The following is a 26285-nucleotide window of genomic DNA, read 5'->3' as shown; positions in this document are numbered from 1 at the left end:
GGATTGAAATCTTCCATGTCGGAATACTTTTTCACCGTCCGCCGATCTACCCCCATCTGCCGTGCTACTTCTGCATAGCTGCGACCTTTTGTATTCGTTTCGTATCTGATATAATTAACTTCAGCCATTGCTAACATCTCCTATACTACCTCCTGTAAAGATATGCCCAAACAGGAGTGTATGTATTTTTTCGGATGTTGGCAAGTGGCCTTTTTTATGTACATAAATTAGCTGCCGTTTCCTACATTTCTAGTGTGCCATAAACAAAAAATAACGATTGATCAAGACCGATTGCAAATTGGTGTCGTGAAGTAGGTAATTTTTTCAACCCTAAATCAATACAGCTTGCCGTGATAGGAATCGCCTGTTTATTCCATAGACCTAATGAAGTGTGTTCTGCATCTTTAATCATTTTCACGGCTTCTTTAGGAGGAGCCGCAACGATACAATCAGTTACATTAAAGACTGTTCCATCTGAACAGAGTATACTTTGATAGTCCCCATAATGCTCAATCTTTACGACATTTTTACTCGGAAATATTTCAACTCCTGCGGCAATTGCCTGCTGCCTAAGTTTCTCTACTATCGTTCCCCAACCTCCATCAACATACAAAACTCCACCCTTCAAAGAACGTTGCACTTGCTTCAATACTGGCTTTGCAAGCTGTAAGGTCGGTGCATTAGTATATGTCGTCAATCTGCAGATTGAATAAAAAATATGCCTTACCATCGGATCGCTTATTTCCGCATCAGCCCACTCCGTAAGGCTAACCTCTGGAATAGAATCAACATTTAATTTCATTAAATTTAACATTAATTTTCCGAACACAAACTTAGATTTCCATGATAAGAGAGAAGATGACATAATTGATGAAAAATCCGTTGGAATGACTTGAACTGACTTATTAAGAATGCCATGAATTTGAACAGACTTTGAAGCATTTCCACCCGGAATGGATAATCCAAGTTCAGTTAAAATCGTCATGGTTTCTCCTGAAAGATACAGTCCATGCGTTCCCAAATTCATAAGGATTCCATTTTTATCATTCGTCATTGCCCTGCCACCGAGACGATTCGACTTTTCCAAAACAACGACCTTTTTTCCTTCCTTTACCAGAAAATTAGCTGCTGTCAGCCCAGCCAATCCTCCACCAACGATCGCAACATCATATTTAAACATAAAAAAATCCCTCCTAGATATTGTTCTGTAATCAAAACGATTGAGGAAAGGATTTTGTGACAGCCAATATGAATGATTTAAAATTAGGATAGTTGAGAAATAAGAGGATTTATTTGTCAACCTTGTTTTTCAATATAAAGAATTGCTTCAGTCCAATTAATAAAAATCATCCTTATTTCACTTCTTCAAGTTGTAAATTTGAAATAAAGTTTGGACAAAAATCCCTTTTACCCCCTTATTTTACGATAAATAAGAAGAATCCATATTGAAAAATAAGTGATATATGTCCCACTTAGGTAGACGATAAAAAAATAAATAACATTATTGAAAAATGTTGACAAACTATTAGCTGGTTTTATGGAATAACTGTAAGGCTTATATTTTATGAAACTTTACACATCCACTAGTTAAGTCTAATTCTTTGCAATCTCAATTTCCCTTAGTCGCTTTCGATTGGCTCATAAATTTCAACTAAGTTGTTATCTGGATCTCTGAAATGAACCACTTTAATTCTCCATTCAACTTGGTTATGTGCTTCATTAATAAAATTTATTCCCTGTTTTTTAAGAGAATGAAAAGTATTATATTACACTTTCAACTAATATGGATCCTAGAATTAATGTCTGGAGATAATGGTTCTGTATCGATTGTTTTAGCCATAGCTGTTCAGTCGAATAAACCTATACCTGCTTCTCCTGCCTTAAATTCAGCATATCGGGATTCTTCATTTCCCCAAATAGCTTCGAATCCAAGAATATCCCGATAAACAAAAAACACTCTCTAAAAATTATAATCTAACATGGCTTAACCTCAAGCGAATCAATCTTACTTTTAAATTATAGTTCATCACACTAATCAATCTTCCTTTAATACTATCAACCAAATTTAAAGAACATTTCAAACACTTTAAACAGGTAAATGGAATGCTAAAAAACATTTGACGGAATAAATAGTTCAGTTTCTATTTATTTATGCCTGTTTTTATAGTTGCCCTTTTATACACATCAAAAATTCCCCAACCTGCAAACGCTACAAAAATCGTGATCGTCCCCCAAATGAGGCTGTTCTCAATCCTTGTTGGAGTCGCTGTAAAAATATCGCCCATTTGATTAAGAAATTCTGGAGTAAAAAGATTGGCGTGCGTTAAAATGATGACCAAGATGACAAGCGATGCAATTTGATGAATCGAAAAAAATGTCGCTAATTTATATGTCCATTGTTTATTAATTAGTTTGTAAATAGCCAAGGCAATTTCTGCTCCAATCAACAAAACGATTAATGGCCAAAAGGATAGAAGTACATCTTGATTAAACGCTGGCGTTACCATTCGCAGACCATTTTCGCCATTCTCATAAATCCCCAGTAAATGATTGGCATAAAAATAAGTCGTTCCCCACATTGCCGTCCATACTAAACCACAAGACAATTCAAAGCTTTTGATCTTCTTATACTTGGGAACGTAGATACTATGCTTTAAATCCTCAGGTGACCATGGTTTGAAACCTGAGGATACAGGGGAATTATCCTTGATCCCATCTACACGTTCAGCAATGACAAAGGTGACAGTAAACCAAAAAAATGTATGAATCAACACATTGAAGGTATTCCCAATCCCTTGCCCCATAATAGAAAGCATGGTTTCTAAAACGGCGCCATCATCAACTGGGCTAAAAACTTTCACAGCTACAATTGCAATAAACGAAATAATGGCCGCTATGGGCAGGACTAATTTCAGTAATGTAATATACGCATCATAGTACTTCGGACCGATCAAATGCATCGGTTTATCATTATATTTACTAGCTAGGACAGCAGGATTGCCTAATGTTTCAAGCACCCGGTGAACGTCCTCTTCCGAATAATCCTCAGGCAACATATCATAAATCGTTGACTCTAATTCCAACGCAATATCATTTCGGGTTTTATCCGGCAGCCTCCGGGTGACCTCCTGAATGTAGAGCTTAATTAAATTCATGTTCATCATTCTCCTCTTTTAGGACTTCATAAAGTTTTCTTGTGTTTTTCATCCATTCCGCTTTTATTTGCTGAAAAACGACTTCGCCATCACGACTTAATTCGTAATATTTGCGTGGCCTTGTACTGGACGTATCCCAATAACTTGTCACTAGCTTTTGTTTTTCTAACCTCCTTAGCAGAGGATAAAGTGTGCTTTGCTCGATTACCACACCAAGTTCTGCGAGCAATTGCACAAGTGAATATCCATATTGCGGCGTTCGCAGTTGACTTAAAACTGCAAGCGTTAAATTTCCCCTTCTTAATTCAGTTGAAAGTGAATCGATTATTTGCTCCATTCAATTCCCTTCTCCTTTATACTGTATGATGTACATTATTGTTTATACTGTGCATAATACACTATTGTATAAAGTAAAATCAAGCGTTTTTCCAAAAATGGGCGTTACTAATAAATATTTGGCAGCAATATACGCTAGGCAAGATTCGGCAAATAAATTCCAGTTATTCCTGTTACTTTGAGAGGTAATTAGATAATTTGCACACCCAACGTTAAAAACCCAGCCATCACAATGTGGCTGGGTTTCTTAATAATTTACATCCTATATTAATGAAGCATTTTGATTTGTTTAGGTCGATTTGGTATAAATTGTTCCCTGCAATAATGCTTTGAGATTCAATAAAAAGCTTTAAGGTATTGCTGAAAGCACTGTTCAATAGCTCATTAAATATATTAATGCAAATATCTTTTAAGTTCTTTACTTCCTTATAAGTGATCACTAATTTGTTTTCTATTTTCCCTATCCTTTTGTAGTTTTATAACTCTTTATAGTACTCGAAGTTTAACACTTCATTACTAGTTTATCAATTTTTGGTATAAAGGATTGAAACTAATAGCCTTAGAGCATGATGGACTTTATGATCTTTTTCTGACAGAAAGAGTGTGGAATTATTTTAGTTTAAGGGATTGACATTAAAATACTACAATTGTAGTATTTGACTATAGTTGTAGTCTGATGATTAAAGGAGGGAAATATTAGGTATTATGTGGCTACATCAGTAATTTTGGATGGTTGCTGTAAGTAATGACACAGCAACCAGCTAACAAATTCATATTTTTTATTAGCAATTAGTGAAAACAGTGCACATTTATCATTGCTAGGTAAAAGAAACCAGTTATATTTTGGATAGATAAAAACTAGAAAGAGGTTATGAATTTGACAAAAACATATAAATGCAAATCTTGCATGCACCATTTTACATTGCTTATGTTGTTGGTCGCAGTGATGACACTTACTGCTTGCATGGATAAAGACAATCCGACTAATGCTCTGTCTAAAGAGGAAAATGAAGTAGGACAAACAGCAAATATAGATGAAAAGTTTACCCAACTCGAGAATGAGTTTGACGCTCGAATTGGTGTCTATGCAATTGATACGGGCTCGAATCAGACCATTGAATATAGACCTGAAGAGCGCTTCGCTTTTGCATCTACTTACAAAGCTTTAGCCGCAGCCATCTTGCTTCAGCAAAACTCTTTGGAAGAGCTCCAGGAAGTTATTACTTACACCGAGGATGACTTGGTTACCTATTCTCCAATTACAGAGAAACATGTGGATACCGGGATGACCCTTTTGGAATTAAGTGAGGCGGCGGTCCGTTTCAGTGATAACACCGCAGGAAACCTATTATATGAAGCATTGGGAGGTCCTAAAGGATTTGAACAAGCCTTAAGAGAAATAGGTGATAATGTTACCAAGGCGGATCGCTTTGAACCAGATTTAAATAATTTCACCCCGGAAGATACTCGTGACACCAGCACACCGAGAGCTCTTGCCACCAGTCTTCAGGCTTTCGCAGTCAGCGACTTACTTACCGACGATAAACAAGAATTGTTCACGGATTGGCTAAAAGGCAATGCTACAGGAGATACACTAATTCGTGCAGGCGCACCTGAAGGCTGGGAGGTTGGTGATAAGAGCGGTGCCGGAGGTTATGGAACAAGGAATGACGTTGCCATTGTTTGGCCGCCAAACAGAGAACCAATTGTCATTGCGATTCTGTCTAGACATAATACGGAGGATGCTGAGTATGACGATACGCTGATCTCGCAGGCTGCTGAGATCGCACTGAACGCAATAAAGGGAATGAGAGACTGATTAGTTTTTAACAAGAAGCTGGAAGATTGAAGCGTTTTTGGATATGCGTTGCTCATATGAGGTTATATTGAACCTGTCATAAAGAAATGAGCAAAGTTGTTAAAAGTTTTATAGGTGGGATAGCGTCAGGAAAAGCATTTTCCTGATGCTACACCTGTTAAAAAATCCTTGATTTTAGCTGCAGCATATTAGCATTATTTGGGATATCTTTTCCCTTTACCGTCTATTGAGGCCCGTTAGGATAGGTACATATAAACTTTCTAGGGGGACATTCACTTAAAACGGAGAATTCGAACTTCATACATTCCCTGTTTCACTTAGGTTCGTATAAAGGAATATTTATGTGCTCAATTGAAAAAAAGGAATATAGATGCGTGCCATTACAAGCTATTCAAAAAGGCTGTAGTTCATCAAATCAGATTGCATGCTTTAAGACATTCTCACGCTTCTCTGCTTATTAGTATGGGTAAAATCCGTTGATCATCGAAGATCTTTTAGAACATGAAATTATTGAAACGACACTCGTCATCTATGGGCAACTGTATCCTAATAGTAACTTTGAAGTAGTTCAAAAACTAGAAGGTATTCTCTCGTATCAAACATCTACTGAAAATAAAGATACTTCTCCTAAGAATCAATTCACTGCTCATTACCTACGTAAAGATTTTTAAAAAATTAATGCAATGAAAATAAAGAAAAGAGCCGAAACCCTTATGAACAAAGGGTTTCCGACTCTCCTTCTACCTATTCCCACTCAATCGTCGCAGGCGGCTTACTTGTAATATCGTATACCACTCTGTTGACATGCTCCACTTCATTAACGATCCGGGTGGAGATCTTTTCAAGAACTTCCCATGGTATACGCGCCCAATCGGAAGTCATTCCATCAATGGAAGTAACAGCTCTGATTCCAATGGTATGATCATATGTGCGAGCATCACCCATTACACCGACGCTTCGAATATCAGGAAGCACTGTAAAATATTGCCAAATTTCTCTATCGAGACCAGCTTTTTTAATTTCTTCACGTAAAATATAATCGGATTCTCGAACGATTTCGAGCTTGTCGTCTGTAATTTCTCCAAGAACTCTGATTCCAAGACCAGGCCCAGGAAATGGCTGGCGCCATACGATTTCATCAGGGATTCCCAGTTCTGTACCAAGTGCTCTTACTTCATCCTTAAATAATGTGTTTAAAGGCTCAATTAATTTAAATTCCATATCTTCCGGCAATCCGCCGACATTATGGTGAGACTTAATAGTTTGTGCAGTCGCTGTTCCACTTTCAATAATATCCGTATAAAGGGTTCCTTGAGCAAGGAATTCAATGCCTTCCAGTTTTGCCGCTTCATCGTCAAAGACGTAGATAAATTCGTTTCCGATAATTTTTCTTTTTTGCTCTGGATCAGACACACCTTTTAATTTAGATAAAAAGCGGTCTTTCGCATCCACTTTGATGACATTCATGTGGAAGCCTTCACGGAACGTTTTCATGACGCTGTCGGCTTCGCCTTTTCTAAGTAAACCGTGATCGACAAAAATACAGGTTAACTGGTCACCGATTGCTTTGTGAATAAGAACCGCTACAACGGAGGAATCCACACCGCCGCTTAGTGCACATAAAACTTTCTTATCTCCGACCTCTTGTCGGATTTTTTCCATTTCAACATCAATGAAACTGCCCATTGTCCACTCGCCTTTACAGCCGCACGCATCAAAAACAAAATTTTTCAACAGGTCATTGCCATATTGAGAGTGTTGGACTTCCGGATGGAATTGAACTCCGAATAACTTTTTCTCTTCATTACTGATCGCAGCAATCGGGCAGGAAGCACTAACAGCATCCACAACAAAACCTTCAGGTGCTTGTTTGACCAAATCACCATGGCTCATCCATGCCACTTGCTCTGCAGGAAGGCCTTTAAAAAGGTCAGCGCCTTCTCTTACTTCAATGGAAGCTTTTCCGTATTCCCTTCCCTTCGCTCTTTCGACAATGCCTCCAAAATGCATCGTCATTAGTTGCATTCCGTAGCAGATCCCAAGAATAGGAATTCCCAATTCAAAGATTTTCTCGTCAGCACGAAAAGCATTTTCTCCATACACACTATTTGGTCCACCGGATAAAATAATTCCCGCTGGTTTAATGGCTTCAATCTCTTCAATGGTAACAGTGTGCGGATGAAGCTCACTGTAAACACCGAATTCCCGGATTCTTCGAGTTATCAACTGATTATATTGACTTCCGAAGTCTAATACCATAATCATTTCTTGATTTTGCAGTTCTGTTTTTCCTGGCATGTAGGTACCCTCCATATCTCAAAACTCCACCATGAACATAAGCGGAGCACTTCTACAAATATCATATCATGATTTCTTGTCTTAAAAGGTTATTATCAAGATTGGTTCCTATGATAGTCAATTTTTTTCATTTTATACTCGTTTTTCTTCATGGTCAACCTGTTGTCATTATGATTTAATTTTCCATTAAATTACTTCATTCAAAAAAGCTTGCAGAGTAAAGAGGCCTTACTCTGCAAGCTGCAGCGATATTATTTTATAAATATGAAGTAAAGAACGAAGATCACGAAAAAGAAATACATTATTGGGTGAATTTCTTTCGCTTTTCCTTTAACGATCATTGTAATTGGATAAAAGATAAAGCCAATTCCGATACCGGTAGCAATGGAATAAGTCAATGGCATGGAAACAATTGTAAAAAATGCCGGAACAGCAATTTCAAATCTCTTCCAGTTAATTCCACCAATCCCAGACACCATCAATACCCCGACGATGATCAGCGCTGGTGCAGTGACAGATGCGGTGATGACACCTAACAATGGATAGAAAAACAGGGAAAGCAAGAATAAAATCGCTGTAACGATATTAGCAAAACCTGTTCTTGCACCTGCAGCCACCCCTGCAGTTGATTCAACATAAGAAGTTGTAGTTGAAGTTCCCAAAATGGCGCCCGCCACTGTTGCTGTAGAGTCAGCCAACAATGCTTTGCCGGCACGTGGAAGCGTATTGCCTTTCATTAATCCGGCCTGCTGCGCAACGGCTACAAGCGTACCTGCTGTATCAAAGAAATCAACAAATAAGAATGTCAATACAACAACTAGCATTTGAAGTGTAAATACCTCAGCCGGCGTACTAAAAATCGGTTCCAATGCAACCCCGAAAGTAGGAGCAATACTTGGTACGGAACCAACAATCGCATCAGGTTTAGGTACAACCCCTGCAACCATACCAATGATGCCGGTAATTAAAATCCCGAAGAAAATACCGCCTTTGACGCCTCTCGTCATTAAAATCACCGTAATAGCAATTCCAACAACCGCCAAGATGACATTTCCGTCTCTTAAGTTTCCGAGACCAACAAGAACGGCATCATCATTCACAATCAGGCCTGCATTTTGCAATCCAACAAATGTGATGAATAGCCCGATTCCTGATCCGACTGCTATTTTTAATTCAGGTGGGATCGAATTGATCAGTTTTTCCCGGATACCAGTTAGTGTTAAGCATATAAATATAATTCCTGAAAATAGTACGCCGGTTAAAGCCGTTTGCCATGGAATCCCCATTGTTAAAATGACGGTATAGGCAAAAAATGCATTTAATCCCATTCCCGGAGCAAGAGCAATCGGATATTTTGCAATAAGCCCCATCAGAAGTGTACCAAGAGCAGCAGCCAAAGCTGTTGCAACAAAAACTGATCCGTGGTCCATCCTCAAAGCATCAGGAAGATCTTTTACGGTTTCAAGGGATAAGGTAATTGGATTCAAAATAAGAATATAAGCCATGGATAAAAACGTTGTGATTCCGCCGATGGTCTCTCTGCGATAGTTTGTGCCTAATTCATCAAACCTAAAATAATTCCTCAATAGTTTTTCCTCCAAGATGAGGTCTGATCGTCAAACCTGCATAATATAATCATTATCATTAAATGAGCTTTTTTCATCATCCCTTTGAAAACCTTCAAAGTTATGTTGTACCAGCCCGGTCAATATATCCTCTCGCCCCCCTTTCAGAAAACAGAAAAACGCCTTAAGCGACTACGGCTCAAGGCGTTGACTGAGATAGATAACTTATAAAATAAGGGATTACACAAAAATAAAATAATCCCCGTTTTTTATCTCGTAGTCAAGCTATTTACGGCAGCCTGGTAGAAACTTGTGGGCCATATCCCCACGATTATACGATATAAAACGACAAATTTCTGTTTTATTCTACTTTATCAGCATTGTTACAACCGGTCAATACTTTGTTCCTATTCAATGGAGTGTGAATACTCTTTAGAGCAAAGCTTCCGCCTCATAATGCGCATAGTACTTTTCACCCCGACTGTAACCATAAAATACTTTATGATTGTTCATTACAATGGCACAAACCAAAGACAAAGTTTTTAAGTATTTCAGTCCCATACTCCGATTGTTCTGCTTCCGGATGAAACTGGATGCCATAAAACTTGCTGGCCGTATTACTGATCGCTGCAACCGGAACCTTTTCGCTTTCCGCATCAATGACAAAACCTGCAGGAATTCCCTTCAAACTATCACCAAAGCTCATCCAGACGTCTAATTTTTCAGGGATTCCTTTGAATAGTTCGGGGCCTCCGTCCTTGATTTGAATAGTGTCTTGGCCATACGTGCGCTTTTCTCTTCTTTCGACCTTTCCATCGAATTGGGCTGCTATCAGCTGCATGCCATAACAGATGCCCAAAATAGGAATCCTAAGGTTAAATATTTCCTTATTAAGCGAAATAGCATTGTCTGAATGGACATGCCTCGGGCCTCCGGATAAAATAATCCCTTTCGGATTTAACTTTTTGATTTCATCTGTACTCGCCGTTCTCGGGTGCAGAAGCTTGCTATTGACCCCCAACTCGCGAATTCTCCGAACGATGAGCTGATCGAATGGATCGCCGAAATCGAGAACAACGATCATCTCTTGTCTGATTTCATTGTTTTCAGTCATTCCAGAACCTCCGTCAATAATATTTTTATCAAACATATGTGTTCAAAAACGCTCTGGAAGGAAGTATTGATTTCATGTTAAATTTTTGTTTTCTTGATTAAATTTCCCCATACCTCTCTGCTATATTCCCAATTGACAGCATCTTCATCACCGCCGTAGACAAATTTTTCGTACCGCTCTGTCAAAAGGCTCATGTCAGTCGTATCAAAATGGCTGTCAATATAAGTTGCATAACTTCGCAGCGTCTGTCCGGGTTCTCTTTTTAACCCTAATCTGTCCAGCCGTTTAAGTAATGCTTCGTATGCTGAGGCAAATGTTTCATCTGCTGGTCTTTTGTTATATTTCCATATTAATAGTCGGGGAATCCAGCGATTCCTGCTTATCAGTAATCCAACAACAATTATACTGATAAAAATGATTCCAAGACCAATTGCCACCCAATATTCATTGAGTTTGGCTGCCTTTGCTTTTTTATCCTTCATGTTCACGGACGTTATTTTTTTCTCTTCCTTCTCTACTGGCTGATTTTCAGAAGTTTCCTCGGAATCCTGACGGGCAACTGGTGCGGTAAATGAACTTTTCTCTTCATCATTGATTACATTTACAGGATTGTTAAATCCTTTTGTCGGTTCAAATGGCACCCATCCCAATGAAGGAAAAAATACTTCGACCCATGAGTGCGCCTCATTGTTTGTTATTTCATAAATTCGATTTTCATTTTCGCCCCTTCCTTTGTACTGGCCTGGAGCATATCCTTTCGCCCATCTTGCAGGGATATCCAATGACCGCAGCATGACAACCATCGACGTGGAAAAGTTATCGCAATACCCTCTTTTTGTATCAAAAAGGAATTGATCAACATAATCTTCATCTCCCGCTGGAACTGCCACCCGAGTTTGGTCGTACGAAAATCCACCTGTCTGAAAATACTTTTCAATCGCTTTGGCCTTATCATACCAGTTATCGTATTCGGCAGTCAGTTCGACAGCAAGATTCCGGACACGCTCCGGAAGAGTCTCCGGCAATTGGGTATACTGTTTTTGAAGGGTTGAAAAATCCGATTCATCCATCATGCCTTTTGTTCCCCGTAAATCCTTCAAACTATAAGATGCAAGCCGGTATTTAATTGTATACTTGGATAACCGCACCTCTTTAAAATCGCCAGTGTAATCGCCAGTGTAAGAGGTAAGTTTATCTAATCGCATATCATAGCGAAGAAAGCCTGTACCTTCGTTTTCCATAAATAAAAACCCATAGGGCCTGACAACATGCGGATATACGATGTCAAAGTTAAACATTGCTTCCCGTACAGGATCATTGCTCGATGAGCTCTCATCAATCTTCCGTTCCTCGCCATACTGGATTACTTCCGGTTCCACTCCCGCCTGATTGGAAGCAACCCACCCTTTTCCGGTATATACATCTTTCGTTTCAATCTTCCAGTATTGTCTTGTCGGGGTTGACACAGTAAAAACGACTCGGTCATCATTAATAAAAGGTCCGCCTAAGTGAGTATCGTCCATCCCATAGCCGATTTTTGAAATCCCGCCCCTGCCCACATTTTCAGCCTTCGACTCAATAAACGGGACGGGATCTGGCCAGATTGATGCAGCTTTCGGCGACAAGTAACCGATTGCCACCCCAAAGGAGATCATGAAAACCAATGGGACCATCCAGCGTTTCAGCAGAAACCCCTGTCCATCTATTTGTTCCTTCTCAAGCATTCTTTTGAAAGACAGCAAGCTTAAAAGAATGAACCCGGTAATGACAGTACGGACAATAGCTCGCTCCCCATTATATTCTGTAAAGGTATCCAGTAAGGTAATATAAAAAACGGTCATAAGATAAAATGCAAATATTTTCCTTTTGACCGTCAACCAATACCTCAGCAAATAGGTAATTTGCCAAAGCAACAGAAAAAAAAGCAGGCTTCTGTATGATGAAGATAGATTAAGCCAGTCCCTTGACAAAACCTTTACAGTATTAACCTTAACCGACTCAAACATCTGGAAAACCCAGGGAAACAATCCGAGACCGTCAGAAAAAATGGCAAAAAGGGAATAAAAGATAAAAATTCCTTTTACCGGCCATGTGATATACCAAGGGCAATGAAAGAAATTAAGGAGCAATGAAAAAATAACAAAAAATATAAAATATTGGACTTCAGTTGTCTTTGTAATTTGCTCAAGTGGTAAAAGCCATTCCCAAAGCAACATAAAACCGAGAGAATAAAGGACAAATGAGAATAATTTACTTCTATTCAACGTGCCTTTTTCACCCCCGCAAAGGCCATACGGAAATTTTGCTCATCAAAAGAGTGGACAATTGGTCCATTCCCTGCCGCTATCGCCTTTAGAGCTGTTTCCTCCGAAGTCAATTTTTGTCCTCTTGCCTTAATAAGACAAATAATCACCCGTCTTTTCTTATTGAACATTTTTGCCGCACCATCAACCAATTCTTTGGACAGTTTGGAAGTAACAACAAAAACAGTGTATTGCCCGGCCAATATCTGGTCCTCTAAGTGATCTTCCAATCCAACCGAGTCATCTTCCCTCACTTTTGCCAACTGATAAAATATGGCCTCTTCCTGGCCTACACCGCTGCGGGGCGGGATCAGCACCCGCTCTTTTCCACCTATCAAAATTCCTATTTTACCTCCGTTCCTGACGATATTCCTTGTAGCGGATGCAGCAAAACTAACGAGCCCCTCAAAGTTTTTTGCAGGAATCGTATCTAATACGATAAAAAAATCATTAGACTCACTCGCTTCAAATTCCTTTGTCATTATTTGATTCGATCTTGCGGACGCTTTCCAATCTATCCAAGAAAATCGGTCACCCGGTTCATATTCCCGAATCCCACCAACCAAGGAGGTGCTATTGCGCGATGCTGAAACCGATACTCCCTCTCCATGATCTAGCAAATTGCGAAATGATTTGTAGGTAATATCTTCATATGGGGGATAGACAAGTATGGCTTGTTTGCAGGGTATTCTCTTTCCTTTCGAAAGAAGTCCGAGTGCATCACCCGTTTTTAGCCTGATATATTGGAAATTGTGCTCTCCACGAGCAGCATTTCTGATTGTATACGTCACCTTGAAATGCTTTTTAAATCCTGGGAAAAACACCCGCTTTATTTCTTTTTGATTTAGAGAATCCAACATAACATCTTCTATTAAAAGAAATAGAAGAGGGAATGGAAACTTCCTTATTAAAGTTAAATTTACTTCAATGTCATCTCCGGCATTGTACATTCGCGGGGAGATGGATCTTTCCACCTGGAAATTCATCGGGTAAAAGAAGAGGAGTATGGAATACAATGCAAATGGCAAAAAACTGTAAAATAAGAACCAACTGACGAAACCGCCTTGAAACATAGCGTAGGCGAAAGCTGAGGCAAGCAAGATGAAGACAGTTACAAAAGAGAGAATGGCTTTTACCTTTTTTAATTTGGACAGAACCGCCAGCATTTTTATTTCACTGCCCTTTTCACTGGAACATGAACACTTGAAAGTATGTTCTCCATTATTTCATCCGCAGTGATTCCCTGATATTTCGATTCTGATTTTAAGATAAGGCGATGACAAAAAACAAAAGGTGCCAAGTATTGAACATCGTCTGGGAGAACGAAATCGCGGCCTGATATGAACGCCAATGCCTTGGAGGCTTTCAGCAAAGCAATGGCTGCCCGCGGACTTGCACCAAGCTGAACCTGCTGATGCATTCTTGTTTTATTCGCCAGCTCGACAATATACTGCTTCATCGCTTCCTCGACAAAAACATCTTTTACATGATCCTGGAGGCTCCTTAAGTCATCCAGGGAAATCATCGGCTGAAGTTCATCAATTGGAGATGCCTTTTGGCTTAGTGTCAACATTTCGACTTCTTCTTCCACGGTAGGATAACCCATTTCAAGCTTTAATAAAAAACGGTCCAACTGCGCTTCGGGAAGAGGATAAGTTCCTTCATACTCAATCGGATTTTGAGTAGCCATCACAAAAAAAGGCTTCTCCATGTCCAAGGTGACCCCATCAATCGTTACACTATGCTCTTCCATTGCTTCCAACAGAGCTGACTGGGTCTTTGGCGATGTCCTATTGATTTCATCCGCTAAAATAATATTCCCCATGATAGGCCCGGGGCGGAATGTGAATTCCATTTCTTTTGGATTATAGATGGAAACCCCGACTACGTCTGATGGCAAAAGATCCGGAGTAAATTGAATCCGCTTGAACTCAGCATTCACAGATTTTGACAAAGCTTTGACCATCATCGTCTTACCCACGCCCGGTACATCTTCCAGAAGCACATGGCCTTCTGCCAATAAGGCGACAATGCAGAGCCTTGCCACTTCGTTCTTTCCGATCATGACCTTTTCGATATTTTGGATAATCTTTTTGATTTGCTGCTGAGTGATCTCGACCGTCACATTATTCACCTGCCGCTCAATTTTTTCCTGCAAACATTCTTTGAAACTCTCAAAATTATTTTTCAATTCAAGATAGCCCAGAGAAAGTGAACAAGAATAACGCTCAAAGCAAATTCCCGTTCACTTAACATTTCACTTCCAGAAATCATCGAACACACTGACAGGCAAGTGCCGCTTATGTTCCGATTTCCGGTATAAAGCTTCAATTGTATTTTTTGCTGTTTCTGAAACCTGCTTTCCTTCTAGATAGTCATCAATATCCTCATAAGTGACTCCTAGAGCCACTTCATCTGCCAGCATCGGGCGGTCGTCCTCCAAATCTGCTGTAGGTACTTTCTTATATAAATGCTCGGGGCATCCCAGTTCCTGAAGCAGCTTTCGCCCTTGCCTTTTATTCAATCTGAAAATCGGAACTACATCAGATGCACCGTCGCCGTATTTTGTGAAAAAGCCTGTTAAAGCCTCAGCTGCATGATCTGTCCCCAATACGACACACCCGTTCATAGCAGCAATGCTGTATTGGGCTTTCATTCGTTCGCGGGCCTTTTCGTTCCCTTTTGTAAAATCAGAAATCTTCACTCCTGCTTTTTCAAGAGAAGCAACACTTGCATCAACCGCTGGTTTAATATTCACTTCGTACGTGAGGGAAGGCTGGATGAACTTCAGGGCATCATCCACATCTTTCGAGTCCCTTTGCTTGCCGTAGGGAAGCCTGACAGCGATGAATGTATACTTATTCGTACCATGTGATTTGTTCAATTCATCTACTGCTATTTGAGCAAGCTTCCCAACCAGAGTGGAGTCTTGCCCGCCTGAGATGCCAAGTACAAATCCGTTAAAAAAATCATGTGCCTCCATGTATTCCTTGAGAAAATCCACACTTATGCGGATTTCCTCCTTAGGATCGATTGACGGCTTCACTTTCAGCTCGCCAATGATTTTCTGCTGTAAATCCATGATGGGATTTCCTCCTTCAAGAGCCCAATCTACTTTTTCAACTCATCAGTCTTTTCTTTGACCGCTTCAATATTCTTCATTTTATTGTCCCAGCACTTTTGGCTTAGATCGACCGGATATTCTTCCGGATTAAGCATACGCCGATATTCATCCCACAACACATTGAGACTCTTAACGGCATACGATTTGATCTGCTCAAGTTCAGGAAGTTCGTAAACCAGTTCGCCGTCCACAAATATATCATGAAGCAGATTTTTCGCTTCGAAATTTGTAACAAACTTGCTGATGAATGTATGGACTGGGTGAAACATTTTTAGCCTTTTTTCTTCCTGGGGATTTTCATCCCATAAAGTGATATAGTCACCCTCTGATTTATGATTTAACCTATTAATGATCCTGTAAACCTTTTTACGGCCCGGTGTTGTAACTTTTTCTGCATTTCCGGAAATCTTGATTGTATCCTGCCACTCACCATGTTCATCCTGAATCGCAACGATTTTATATACGGCACCAAGAGCAGGCTGGTCATAGGCGGTAATCAGCTTTGTCCCGACGCCCCAGGAGTCGATCTTTGCTCCCTGCGCTTTCAGGTGAAAGATGGTGTACTCATCCAAATCACTTGACGCTACAATTTTCGTGTCATGGTAACCTGCCTCATCCAACATCTTTCTCGCTTCTTTTGACAAAAATGCCATGTCTCCGCTGTCGATCCTGATACCAGCAAAATTGATCCGATCTCCCATTTCTTTAGCCACTTTGATGGCAGCCGGTACGCCTGACCTCAATGTGTCGTATGTATCAACTAGAAAAACGCAATCATAGTGGCTCTCCGCATACTTTTTGAATGAAGTGTAATCATCTTTATAAGCCTGTACAAGAGAATGGGCGTGTGTACCAGCGACAGGCATCCCGAACAGTTTTCCTGCCCTGACATTGCTCGTTGCATCGAAGCCACCGATATAGGCAGCCCTGGTTCCCCACAATGCAGCGTCCATCTCCTGGGCACGCCTTGTTCCGAATTCAAGGGCGGCTCCGTCACCGACAACCTCTCTGATTCGAGATGCTTTTGTCGCTATCAAAGTCTGATAATTGACTATGTTTAAAAGCGCTGTTTCAATAAGCTGGGCTTCAGCAAGCGGCGCTTCTATCTGCATGATCGGTTCATTGCCAAAAACAATTTCACCTTCACGCATTGAACGGACCGTTCCGGTAAATCGCATGTCTGCAAGATAGTCTATAAATCCGTTGTCATATTCCAATTCTTCACGCAAATATTTGAGATCACTGTCCGTAAATCGAAACTCGCTTAAATAATGGATGGCTTTTTCAAGCCCCGCAAATATAGCATACCCGTTTTTGAAGGGAAGCTTCCTGAAATACAAGTCGAACACCGTTTTACGGTCATGCACCCCGTCCTGCCAGTATGTTTTGGCCATGTTAATTTGATATAAATCGGTATGAAGCATTAAGCTGTCATCCGGATGATGATATTTCATTTGTTGTCCACTCCTCTACTAAACGACCTCCGCACCAAGCGTGTGGGTAAAATGGGACAATGCCCATTCATGGCCCGCTTCATTGAAGCTTGCCACAGCATCTTGATGAATGACGATTTTAAAGCCCTTATTATAGGCATCCACGGCCGTGTGCAGCACACAAATATCTGTGCAGACGCCGCAAATATGCACCTCTTCTACCCCTCGTTCACGCAATTTAATTTCAAGATCTGTTCCTGCAAAAGCGCTGTACCTCGTTTTATCCATATAATGTACATTCGAGTCATCTTTATGTCGCTCATATAAATCTTTCAGGGACCCGTAAAAATCGCGCCCTGATGTGCCTGCTATGTTATGTGGAGGGAAGAGTTTTGTTTCCGGGTGCAGCTTGTCACCCTCAATGTGTTTATCAACAGCAAATACGACAAAGTCGCCAGCTTCCAAAAATTGTTTCGACAGCCCGACAATCGCCTGCTCAATATCCTGTCCTGGCTTCCCGCATGTGAGCTTTCCATCTTCCGCCACAAAATCATAAGTATAGTCGACATTCACCAAAGCTTTTTTCATGATTGAAACCTCCATATTCAGATTTTTTCACAGGCCGACTTTTTGTAAATGCTTTAAGCCTTCTTTTCTCGCCAAGTTCGATAAACTTCGGGATTCAATGAACCGGACAACTTCAGCCGGATTTGTCTTCGAATATTCCCTCAAAGCCCAGCCAATTGCTTTTTGAATGAAAAATTCTTCAGTATGCTTTGTCCGTTCGATAATAGAAAATAATAATTCCTTGTCGGTCTTTTCCTTATATTTCAGTTGAAAGAGGATCATCGACCTTTGGAGCCAGATATTTTCAGAGTTTCCCCAATCTGTTCCTCTACTTTGAACCAATTCCGGACTTTTCGAAAATACCGCTCCGACTAATTGCGAGGCAATCGGATCCACTGTATCCCACCATGATTTTGTAAGGATTAAATTTTCAAGCAAATCAACATGACTTTCATCCAGGTGCTTTTTCATTTTCACAAGAAAATCAACCGCAACGTATTGATACTCTCTTTCAGGCATCTCCCACAAGTTTAAAACATACGGTTCAAAGTCTTCAACCGCACAAAGCTCTTGGATGAAAGACTTCGACAGCTTTTTGCGCTCCGGCGCCTTTATTCCAATAAACGGAAAAAGATTTTTCATATATTTTTTCATAGCTGCAGCATTTTCCGGATTACGGCATTCTTCCATTTGCCTCAAAAATGAAGAGAACATTTTTTATCACCCATCATTTTGTCTCCCTGATTGTTATTCCAGGACTTTCAAGCCTACCGCTCCTGCTATAATAAAGGAGAGAAACAGCATACGCTTCCAACTCGCAGGCTCCTTAAAAAACAAAATGCCCATCAAAACAGCACCCGCAGCGCCAAGCCCAGTCCAAATGGCATACGCGGTTCCAAGCTGTATCTCCTTCATTGCCAATGATAAAAAATAAAAGCCGAAGCCGAAGGTCAATATCATGATGAGAAGCCAGAAAAACGACTTTCTTTCATTGTAAATATTAATGGCCATGACGCCAAATATTTCTCCGAAACTTGCAATGACAAGAAATAGCCAAGCCATTTTATTTTCCCTCCGCTGATGGAGTATTGGTCTTTGATTCTACCTGACCGTCCGTTGTTATTTTAATTCCCACTACACCAACGATAATAAGAGCAATAAAAAACACTTTAGATAAAGAAAAGTCAGCTCCGAAAAACAAAAAATCAATGAGGACAATCACTGCTGCCCCGGAACCCGTAAATACAGCGTAAACGGTCCCAGAAGGTAATTTTTCACATGCCTTGATAATAAAAAAGAAACTAAGTATGATTGCAACGGTGGTTCCGAGCCACTCCGGTAATGTTTCGGAATATCGCAGACCAATCACCCAGAACACCTCTACAATTGCGGCAAACAGCACATACGTCCAGGCCATTTTCTTCCCCTTTCATTATTTACTCCCAATTATTATATTATCACAGAAGACACGGCTTTGTTATGTTATGCACAATATGTAAAATGGAGAGAAAATGCTGACTTGGAGGGGCTGTTGGTATATCTCCTTTTTAGTACGGGCCAATATGCTGGTTCCCGATAACGCATTTCGAAAGCGACCAGCAATTTTTTTCTTTGGACTGATGGTATCCGGCACTAGATTGACACATACAAAATGTATAGATAACTCTTTTCTTCTTACAAAGAAAAAGCCCGTCGTAAAGAAGAATCACAAGAAAAGCAGCTGCAAATTCCGGAGACCCCCACTTTGAATTAAAAGATGCAGGAGAGAGGACAGTCCTCAAATTCAGCCTACTGGAGTTTTAAATGTTAAAACCGGGTTAGATGAGATATAGGAGTATAAGTTAGAGAGGAAAACTGATGCATGATCGATATGTGGAAAAGCAGTTAAACTGATTCGTTTTCTTACAAACTTGATGAAGGAAAAATGATAACAGTTTTCCTTATCCACTTTCACTTTCAACGTTAATACTTCCTTGTAGTTATGGGTCTGTCACTGATCATTATTCCATGCCCGCACTTTCTTTAATGCGAAATAGCTAGTCGGGTTAGGGACAGGCTGAAAAATGAATCAATGAACACTTTTTAAATGAAATTTTTGCCGATTAGGTATCACTGTGGATTGTTGATCGGTTATCCTGATTGGGCTGGTCTTTCTTCGAAAAGCTCTGTTCCACTTTTCCTGCCGTGTTTCAGATTTTACTTATTTTACCTGTCGGTCTTTTTTTCGTAAAAACGATCATCAACTTTAGAGAGCGCATTCAGTGATGATCTGCGCTCTCTTTCTTTTTTCACTTCACAACATTAAAATCATTTTCTTCCCCCAGCCCTGTCTTCCGTAACAGCTTAGCCCATTTAGTAACCATCTCCCTGCATAACTGCGTTGAATGTAATAGAGAAGGCTTAACGGTGGAATCAATTTTCTCCAAAAAGTCGGGATCTTGCTTTAAAATCCATCCTTTTTCCTCATTCAACCAGCTCTGCAAAATAGATTCATTGACTTCCGGGTGAAATTGAAACCCATAAATATTATCCTTGATACGGAACGCTTGATTTACGCAATGGGCACCTGATGCCAATAGGGTTGCTTCTTCGGGCAATTCAAAATAATCTTCATGCCACTCCATAAATGAAAAAGTGTCCGGAAGATTTTTAAATAACGGGTCATTCCTGCCTCCATCCGTCTTTTTCAACTCCGTAATCCCAAATTCCGGAGTTGACATCTTTCCAACCTTTTGATTGAAAGAGCTTGCAATCAGTTGGGCGCCAAGGCAAACACCCAAAACCGGCCTGTTGCTTCTGTAAAAAAACTGAATGGCTTTTTTCACTTCGGTTAAAAACGGAAATTTCGTATCATCATTGGCGCCCATCGTTCCGCCAAGTATGATCAAACCATTGTATTTGCTAAAATCTTTCGGAAGCCTATCGCCTTCCTCGATCCGGAAAATCTCATAAGTTTCCTCCGCCGAATCTAATGCTGTAACAATTTCTCCAGGCGGAGCAAGATTGACTGGTTGGATAATTAAAATACTCACTATACTCCCCCCTTGTTATTAAAGTACAAAGAATATTCTTTATTTTTTAAAAAACATAATGACTAACATAATGTTGTAATTTATTAAATTGCTGATTTATCTTGTTTTTCTAGCTTTAGTAACTGATTTCTTTCATTTTTAATTTGCCCACTATAAAGTTGCGTATAATAATACCCAATACTTACAACGGTAATACAGACGGCTGTTTGAAAGTAATTGGTTGGAATCAAATTATATATTATTAAACCAGCGATAACCCAAAGACAGGCAGATACATTCCATCCCTTCGTATAACGGTAAATACCGTTATGATTATATAATTCATCAACTATTAAATTTCCTTTCTTAATGAATATATAATCAGTAATTAACACTGCAGCTACACTTGGATAAACAGATCCCAGATAGTTCATTGTACCGAGAAGCGAGTCTAATAACGTAGGAACTAGCGAGAAAGCAATCCCCAACACTGAAACTATAAATGCAGACCAAAAACGTCCTAACCGAGGGGCTATATTTACTAAAGAAAGGGAACCTGTGTACAGATTTAATACATTTATCGTCCAATTATCAAATATTATTAAAAGGAAGATAACAATTAAAGCAAAAGTACCATCTGCTATATTCGCAGCTCCTTCAAGTCCATTTGGTACAGTACCAAATGTTGCTGCAGCGGAATACGCACCGATAAAAGCGGATAGAAATGTCCCTGTGCATGCAGCCAATATACTAGCTACCCACATACTTACTCTAGAGGTTGAATAGCGACAAATATCCGCTGAATCGGTTACCATAGAAAGCCAAGTTGCAGCCACCGTACTTAACGTAAAGATAAAAATTCCCCACTCCCAACCAACAGTTCCTTGATAACTAAAAACTTTAGCTGGAGAAAAGTTTGGGTCGTTGTGTGTCATAAAAAGATATACAACATAAAACAGGGCAAAAACTTTAATCGGTAAACCAATTCGAGAGAGGTGTTTCATCCAGTTATACCCAAATAACGAAACAACTACTTGCAAGACTGCAAATATTAAACTAACAATTACTATGCTTAATTCTATTCCAGATATTTCTTTAATAATTACCACCAATGCAGCTGCGCCCGCAAGAGTTTGAACAGCAAACCAAAAAATAGCATAAACCGTTCTGAAGGCCGAAATGACATACTTGGAACCCTGTATACCAAAGACCATTCTAGTAGCAACTGCACCTGGAACACCGTAATCTACTCCAATCGTTGCCATAATAACATACCCCACAAAAGCAAAAAAGATTCCAAGCACTACTGAGGTAATAGATGCCCAAAAAGAAAGTCCTGAAGCTACAGCCGTTCCAGCAATTAAAATCATTCCCGGGTTTACTAAAAAGTTGAAGATCATTGTAAATAAATCGTGCCACTTAACATTTCGCTCTTCCAATGGAACTTGTTCTATGCCATACTGCTCAGTATTTTTCGGCTGTCTAAAAGACTGTTCCATTTAATCTCCCCTAAAATATAATATTTTGTATATATGTTCCAATTATAGTTTTACAGTTGATATTGTTTTTTCCGTTAAAGCAGAGGTGATTATGAAATGGAACAATCTCTTGAGATCAATTAGTTGTACCCCATTTATTATTCCACTTTAATGTTGAAGCAATTAAAACTTTTATTGTTTGAAAATATGATTCAATATCCACACATTCATTGACCCCGTGAATTCTTTCAGATTTCGGACCATAAATAATGGCAGGAATTCCCTTTCCGGCATAAAAAGCTGCATCTGAAACAGCAACAAACCCTTGGAATTCAGGTACAATATTAAATTCTCTATGAGAACTGCTGCATGCTTCAACTAGTGGGTGATCTAGAGATGTATCTACTGGTGGAAAGGAAATACCTCTAATTCCCCATTCAATCGTAGGAACATGATCCCTCAACCAATCATCTGTCAGAGAAACTTTTTTAATGAAATTTTCAAATTCTTCTTTTACCTCTTTTACGTTTTCATTAGGCAAAAATTTAAGATCAAACTCAATGATACAACTATCGGGAGTGATAGCTGGATTAGTAGTAATTTCCGGACCTTCTTGGCCTTTGCTAGCCCCTCCAATCATAACACCTGGATTTATAGTGGTAATTCCATAAGGTAATAGAGGATGCGATTTTTTTCGAGCCCAAGTTCTTTCGAGATCTTGAACAGCTGCTATAATCTTCGCTGCTTTTTCAATCGCATTAACTCCTTCTCCGTTGTACCCTGGATAAATATCACTATACCTCCAGCCCGCATGGGATGAGACACCTTCAATATGAATCCGAACCCATTCTAATCCTCCTTCCGTAGGATTAATGATATTGTCAGTTGGTTCGGTTACAATTACACCACCCCCATTTGAATATTTTTCTAGGACCGCCCTTGATCCACCACCTCCTCCTTCCTCATCTACAACAACATGGATTTGTAAATCATTCTCTAGATAAATTTGATGATCATGTAAAAACTTTGCGACAAGTAAATTCGCTGCGACTCCAGCTTTCATATCTCCAGATCCACGGCCGTATAGCTTTCCGCCGTGGATCACCGGATCCCATGGATTCGTACTCCATTTATTTAAATCTCCTGGTGGGACAACATCAATATGACCATTTAATATTAAACTATTGCTGGGACTTTCACCTTTTAGTATGCCAACCACATTCGGCAAATCATCTTCAACTTCCCAGTAATCCACTGCCATTCCATGTTTAATCATAAAATCTTGAACATATTTTTGTAATTTAATAGTTTCTTTTCTGTCAGCTGACTTTGAAAATTTCGGATTTACTGTCCGAAAACGAACCAAATCTTCTAATATCCCTATACACGTTTCCCTTTGACTCTCTAACCATTGCTCAATGATTGTTTTCACTTAAAATCATCTCCATTATTTGTTTCATAAAATATGAAAATTCAATATAATCATAATTAGAAAAACTTAAAACCTGTCCGAAAATACTTGTAGTTCCCAATCACTAATATATTGTGAGAATTTTATCGACTCGGTTCTTTTCACTTTAATAAACTCCTCCCAAATTTCTCTTCCGATAGATTCCGCCAGAATCGTATCTTCCTCCAAAGCATCCATCGCTTCATCAAGAGTACGGGGAACCCAATTCACTCCTTTTTCCAACAACTCAGCCTCATTAAGGTTACTTACATCCACATCCATTGGCTCTCCAGGTTCTATTTTATTTTTAATCCCGTCCAATCCAGATGCCAATAAGCATGTGGTTAATAGATAGGGGTTACAGGTTCCATCGGCTCCTCTAAATTCAAAACGTCTCTCTCTTCGCTTTTCCGGAATCCGAACTAAAACTGAACGGTTGGCAGATCCGTAGCAAATATGAGCAGGAGCCCAAGAACCAGGTTGCATACGCTTATAGGAGTTGGCGCTGGGAGCGCCAACAGCGATCAGTGAACGAGCGTGTTTTAATAAACCGCCAATAAAATAATACGCTTCTTCAGAAAGATCAAATCCTTTTTGGTCTGTAATATCCTTAAATAAATTGTCACCCTCCTCATTGTAAAGACTTATATGAACATGGAGTCCACTTCCTGCCAGGTTGGAAAACGGCTTGGGCATTAATGTCCCGATCAAATCTTGACTTCGTGCTACTTGCTTAAAGACATGCATGAACGTTACCTGATCATCCGTTGCCTTCAGTGACGGAGCATATTTTAGATTTATCTCAACTTGTCCAGGGCCATACTCGCTAGAAATTTGTTCTGTCTCCACTCCCATTGCTTCCATTGAGTGAACAAATGACTGTATAAATTCCTCTTGTATATCAATACCATCAGAAGAAAAACAATGACTGTTATCGGCAGGAACTCTTTTTCCATTCTCTTCTTTTAATAAATAAGCTTCCTGCTCATAAGCCATATAAAGCTTTCCGCCTAAAGTGGTTTCCAATTCTTTTAAAAGTCTTTTTAAAGCGCCTCTCGGACACCCTGGCCAAGGCGAACCATCTACATCTACCAGGTCACACAACATTCTGGCTGTATTTTTTCGATAGGGCAGGATAGCAAATGTTTCAGGATCCGGGACCGCAAAAAAGTCACCGTCATTCGCCCCGTACATTGGATTGGGTATATACTCATCAAATACATCAAAGCTCATAATAGCTGTGCTAAAATTTACTCCTTTTTCCATTGCAGCCCTGAGTCTATTTTTCCGTATCGTTCTTCCCCTTGTAACACCTGCATAGTCTAAAAATTCAATTCTAATAAACTCAATATTATTTTCCTCTACTTGCTTTAATACATTTTCTATTTGTGGATTCTTGTTTGCTGTAAAGTTCATTTGTGCTCTCCTTTTTATCTGTTAAATGTATATTCGGTGAGTATCTTTGCACCAATAGGGATTACTCTTTCATTAAATTGAAACTTCGGATGATGTAAATCGAAAGCTTCCTTATGCCTTTCCCGAACACCTAAACGAAAATAACAACTTGAAACTTTATCTGCAAAAAAGCCAAAATCGTCAGCTCCCATAGAGACGTTATTCAGTTCATTGATATTCCCGATGCCGATGATTTTTTCGGCCGCCTTCCTGACTTTCTCAACGACAACTGTGTCATTCATGATTGAAGGAATGCCATCATCGTATTTAATATCCGCTTCTCCTCCATACTGTTTTGCCATTTCGGTTACAAAGGAGATGAACTTTCTTTTTATTCGCAGTCTTGTCTCTGGGAGTACAGAACGTATTGTACCTTCCATTCTGATTTCATCTGCTATTACATTCCTAGCGTTTCCGCCTTCAAGTTTTCCCACATGAATAACTAGTGGATCAGCCGGATCCTTCCATTTTGCCGTAAAATATTGAAGGGAGCGTATAATTTCGGCTCCGATTGAAATAGCATCTATTCCTTCGTGAGGTCTGGCTGCATGTCCGCTTTTTCCTTTGATCGTAATGTCAAAATCATCACATGCTGCTGTAACCGGTCCTGTTTTTATTCCTATTGATCCAATTGGCAGCTTTGGCCAAAGGTGGAGGGCCACAACCTCTTCAATTTCAGGCTGCTGAAGTACCCCTTCGTCTATCATGATTTGTGCCGCTCCATCCGCCTCTTCTCCCGGCTGAAAAATACACCTGACCATTCCCTTTAAATTGTGCCTGTATTTCCATATATGGTAGACTGTTCCCAACAAGATCGTTGTATGGCCGTCGTGTCCGCACGCATGCATGACACCTTCTCGTTTTGAGGAAAAAGCAAGTCCGCTTTCCTCATGTATCGGCAGTGCATCGATATCAGCCCTAAGTGCAATATTTGGACCATCTCCAGCTTCCCCTAATATGTCAACAACAACCCCGGTATCTGCCATCACTTTAAACGGTATGCCCCAGTTCTCAAGGCACGATTGGATATATTTGCTGGTTTCATATTCTTGGAATGATAATTCCGGATATTGATGAAGATGCCTTCGGATCTCAAATAACTGTTCATCAAGTGTATGATCCCATTTCCATGATGTATGTTCTTCCACGTCATTCATCCTCCCTGCAAATGCCTATA

The 26285-nt window shown here is 39.8% G+C and carries 21 protein-coding genes, 2 pseudogenes and 1 riboswitch; of the genes and pseudogenes, 2 read left to right on the top strand and 21 right to left on the bottom strand.

What is annotated here, in order from left to right:
* Positions 1-241: 241 nt before the first annotated feature.
* The 4 genes and pseudogenes from C509_RS24135 to C509_RS0116705 form a co-directional block, all read right to left on the bottom strand.
* Complete coding sequence (locus C509_RS24135) at positions 242-1180, bottom strand: phytoene desaturase family protein (RefSeq protein ID WP_018708084.1); 939 nt, start codon at positions 1178-1180, stop codon at positions 242-244.
* A gap of 439 nt (positions 1181-1619) precedes the next feature.
* Positions 1620-1748, bottom strand: a pseudogene (locus C509_RS27375) (VOC family protein); the annotation flags it as partial.
* 393 nt (positions 1749-2141) lie between these two features.
* Positions 2142-3155, bottom strand: coding sequence for an HAAS signaling domain-containing protein (locus C509_RS0116710; RefSeq protein ID WP_018708082.1), 1014 nt, complete (start codon positions 3153-3155; stop codon positions 2142-2144).
* The gene (locus tag C509_RS0116705) at positions 3142-3492 is read right to left on the bottom strand and encodes a PadR family transcriptional regulator (RefSeq protein ID WP_018708081.1); all 351 of its coding nucleotides are present in this window, start codon (positions 3490-3492) and stop codon (positions 3142-3144) included. Before C509_RS0116705 ends, C509_RS0116710 begins: the two co-directional genes overlap by 14 nt.
* 927 nt (positions 3493-4419) lie before the next feature.
* Between C509_RS0116705 and bla the strand changes: the two genes are divergently transcribed.
* Positions 4420-5310, top strand: coding sequence for a class A beta-lactamase (bla, locus tag C509_RS0116700; protein ID WP_373315373.1), 891 nt, complete (start codon positions 4420-4422; stop codon positions 5308-5310).
* Between the two features lie 393 nt (positions 5311-5703).
* Positions 5704-5981: pseudogene (locus tag C509_RS0116695) on the top strand (tyrosine-type recombinase/integrase); the annotation flags it as partial.
* A gap of 73 nt (positions 5982-6054) precedes the next feature.
* Here C509_RS0116695 and guaA (C509_RS0116690) read toward each other — a convergent pair.
* The 17 genes from guaA (C509_RS0116690) to C509_RS0116605 all read right to left on the bottom strand — a co-directional run bounded on the left by guaA (C509_RS0116690) (position 6055) and on the right by C509_RS0116605 (position 26265).
* Entirely contained in the window at positions 6055-7608 is a 1554-nt protein-coding gene (gene guaA / locus C509_RS0116690; protein WP_018708078.1) for a glutamine-hydrolyzing GMP synthase, read from the bottom strand.
* A gap of 251 nt (positions 7609-7859) precedes the next feature.
* On the bottom strand, positions 7860-9194 hold the full coding sequence (locus C509_RS0116685; protein WP_018708077.1) for an NCS2 family permease: 1335 nt from the start codon (positions 9192-9194) through the stop codon (positions 7860-7862).
* 236 nt (positions 9195-9430) lie between these two features.
* Positions 9431-9532: riboswitch (purine riboswitch) on the bottom strand.
* Positions 9533-9672: 140 nt separating this feature from the next.
* The gene (gene guaA / locus C509_RS0116675) at positions 9673-10287 is read right to left on the bottom strand and encodes a glutamine-hydrolyzing GMP synthase (protein ID WP_018708075.1); all 615 of its coding nucleotides are present in this window, start codon (positions 10285-10287) and stop codon (positions 9673-9675) included.
* Positions 10288-10364: 77 nt separating this feature from the next.
* Entirely contained in the window at positions 10365-12128 is a 1764-nt protein-coding gene (locus tag C509_RS0116670) for a DUF4129 domain-containing transglutaminase family protein (protein WP_169509229.1), read from the bottom strand.
* A gap of 419 nt (positions 12129-12547) precedes the next feature.
* A complete protein-coding gene (locus tag C509_RS0116665) occupies positions 12548-13756 on the bottom strand; it encodes a DUF58 domain-containing protein (RefSeq protein WP_018708073.1) in 1209 nt (402 codons plus the stop codon).
* A 2-nt stretch (positions 13757-13758) separates the two neighbouring features.
* Positions 13759-14715: an AAA family ATPase gene (locus tag C509_RS0116660; RefSeq protein ID WP_026319922.1), complete on the bottom strand. Its 957-nt coding sequence runs from the start codon at positions 14713-14715 to the stop codon at positions 13759-13761.
* Positions 14716-14847: 132 nt separating this feature from the next.
* Positions 14848-15672 carry an ammonia-dependent NAD(+) synthetase gene (nadE, locus tag C509_RS0116655; RefSeq protein ID WP_018708071.1) on the bottom strand — a complete coding sequence of 275 codons (825 nt, stop codon included), beginning with the start codon at positions 15670-15672 and terminating at the stop codon, positions 14848-14850.
* Positions 15673-15701: 29 nt separating this feature from the next.
* On the bottom strand, positions 15702-17168 hold the full coding sequence (locus tag C509_RS0116650; RefSeq protein WP_018708070.1) for a nicotinate phosphoribosyltransferase: 1467 nt from the start codon (positions 17166-17168) through the stop codon (positions 15702-15704).
* An 18-nt stretch (positions 17169-17186) separates the two neighbouring features.
* Complete coding sequence (locus tag C509_RS0116645; RefSeq protein WP_018708069.1) at positions 17187-17735, bottom strand: cysteine hydrolase family protein; 549 nt, start codon at positions 17733-17735, stop codon at positions 17187-17189.
* A 27-nt stretch (positions 17736-17762) separates the two neighbouring features.
* Positions 17763-18428, bottom strand: a complete 666-nt coding sequence (locus C509_RS0116640) for a DNA alkylation repair protein (protein WP_018708068.1) — start codon at positions 18426-18428, stop codon at positions 17763-17765.
* 33 nt (positions 18429-18461) lie between these two features.
* The gene (locus C509_RS0116635) at positions 18462-18776 is read right to left on the bottom strand and encodes a DMT family transporter (RefSeq protein WP_018708067.1); all 315 of its coding nucleotides are present in this window, start codon (positions 18774-18776) and stop codon (positions 18462-18464) included.
* Position 18777: 1 nt separating this feature from the next.
* On the bottom strand, positions 18778-19131 hold the full coding sequence (locus tag C509_RS0116630; protein ID WP_018708066.1) for a DMT family transporter: 354 nt from the start codon (positions 19129-19131) through the stop codon (positions 18778-18780).
* 871 nt (positions 19132-20002) lie between these two features.
* Entirely contained in the window at positions 20003-20746 is a 744-nt protein-coding gene (locus C509_RS24130; RefSeq protein WP_018708065.1) for a type 1 glutamine amidotransferase, read from the bottom strand.
* Between the two features lie 83 nt (positions 20747-20829).
* Positions 20830-22224 carry a purine-cytosine permease family protein gene (locus tag C509_RS0116620; RefSeq protein ID WP_018708064.1) on the bottom strand — a complete coding sequence of 465 codons (1395 nt, stop codon included), beginning with the start codon at positions 22222-22224 and terminating at the stop codon, positions 20830-20832.
* 115 nt (positions 22225-22339) lie between these two features.
* Positions 22340-23635, bottom strand: coding sequence for a M20 family metallopeptidase (locus tag C509_RS0116615; protein ID WP_018708063.1), 1296 nt, complete (start codon positions 23633-23635; stop codon positions 22340-22342).
* Between the two features lie 66 nt (positions 23636-23701).
* Positions 23702-25069: a glutamine synthetase family protein gene (locus tag C509_RS0116610; RefSeq protein WP_018708062.1), complete on the bottom strand. Its 1368-nt coding sequence runs from the start codon at positions 25067-25069 to the stop codon at positions 23702-23704.
* 14 nt (positions 25070-25083) lie between these two features.
* Positions 25084-26265: a M20 metallopeptidase family protein gene (locus C509_RS0116605; RefSeq protein WP_051088716.1), complete on the bottom strand. Its 1182-nt coding sequence runs from the start codon at positions 26263-26265 to the stop codon at positions 25084-25086.
* Positions 26266-26285: the final 20 nt, after the last annotated feature.

It is taken from the genome of Siminovitchia fordii DSM 16014 = CIP 108821 (genome assembly GCF_000374565.1).
Lineage (GTDB): Bacteria > Bacillota > Bacilli > Bacillales > Bacillaceae_C > Siminovitchia > Siminovitchia fordii.
Note: the sequence above shows the minus strand (reverse complement) of the source record. Positions and strands in the feature narration are given on the sequence as shown.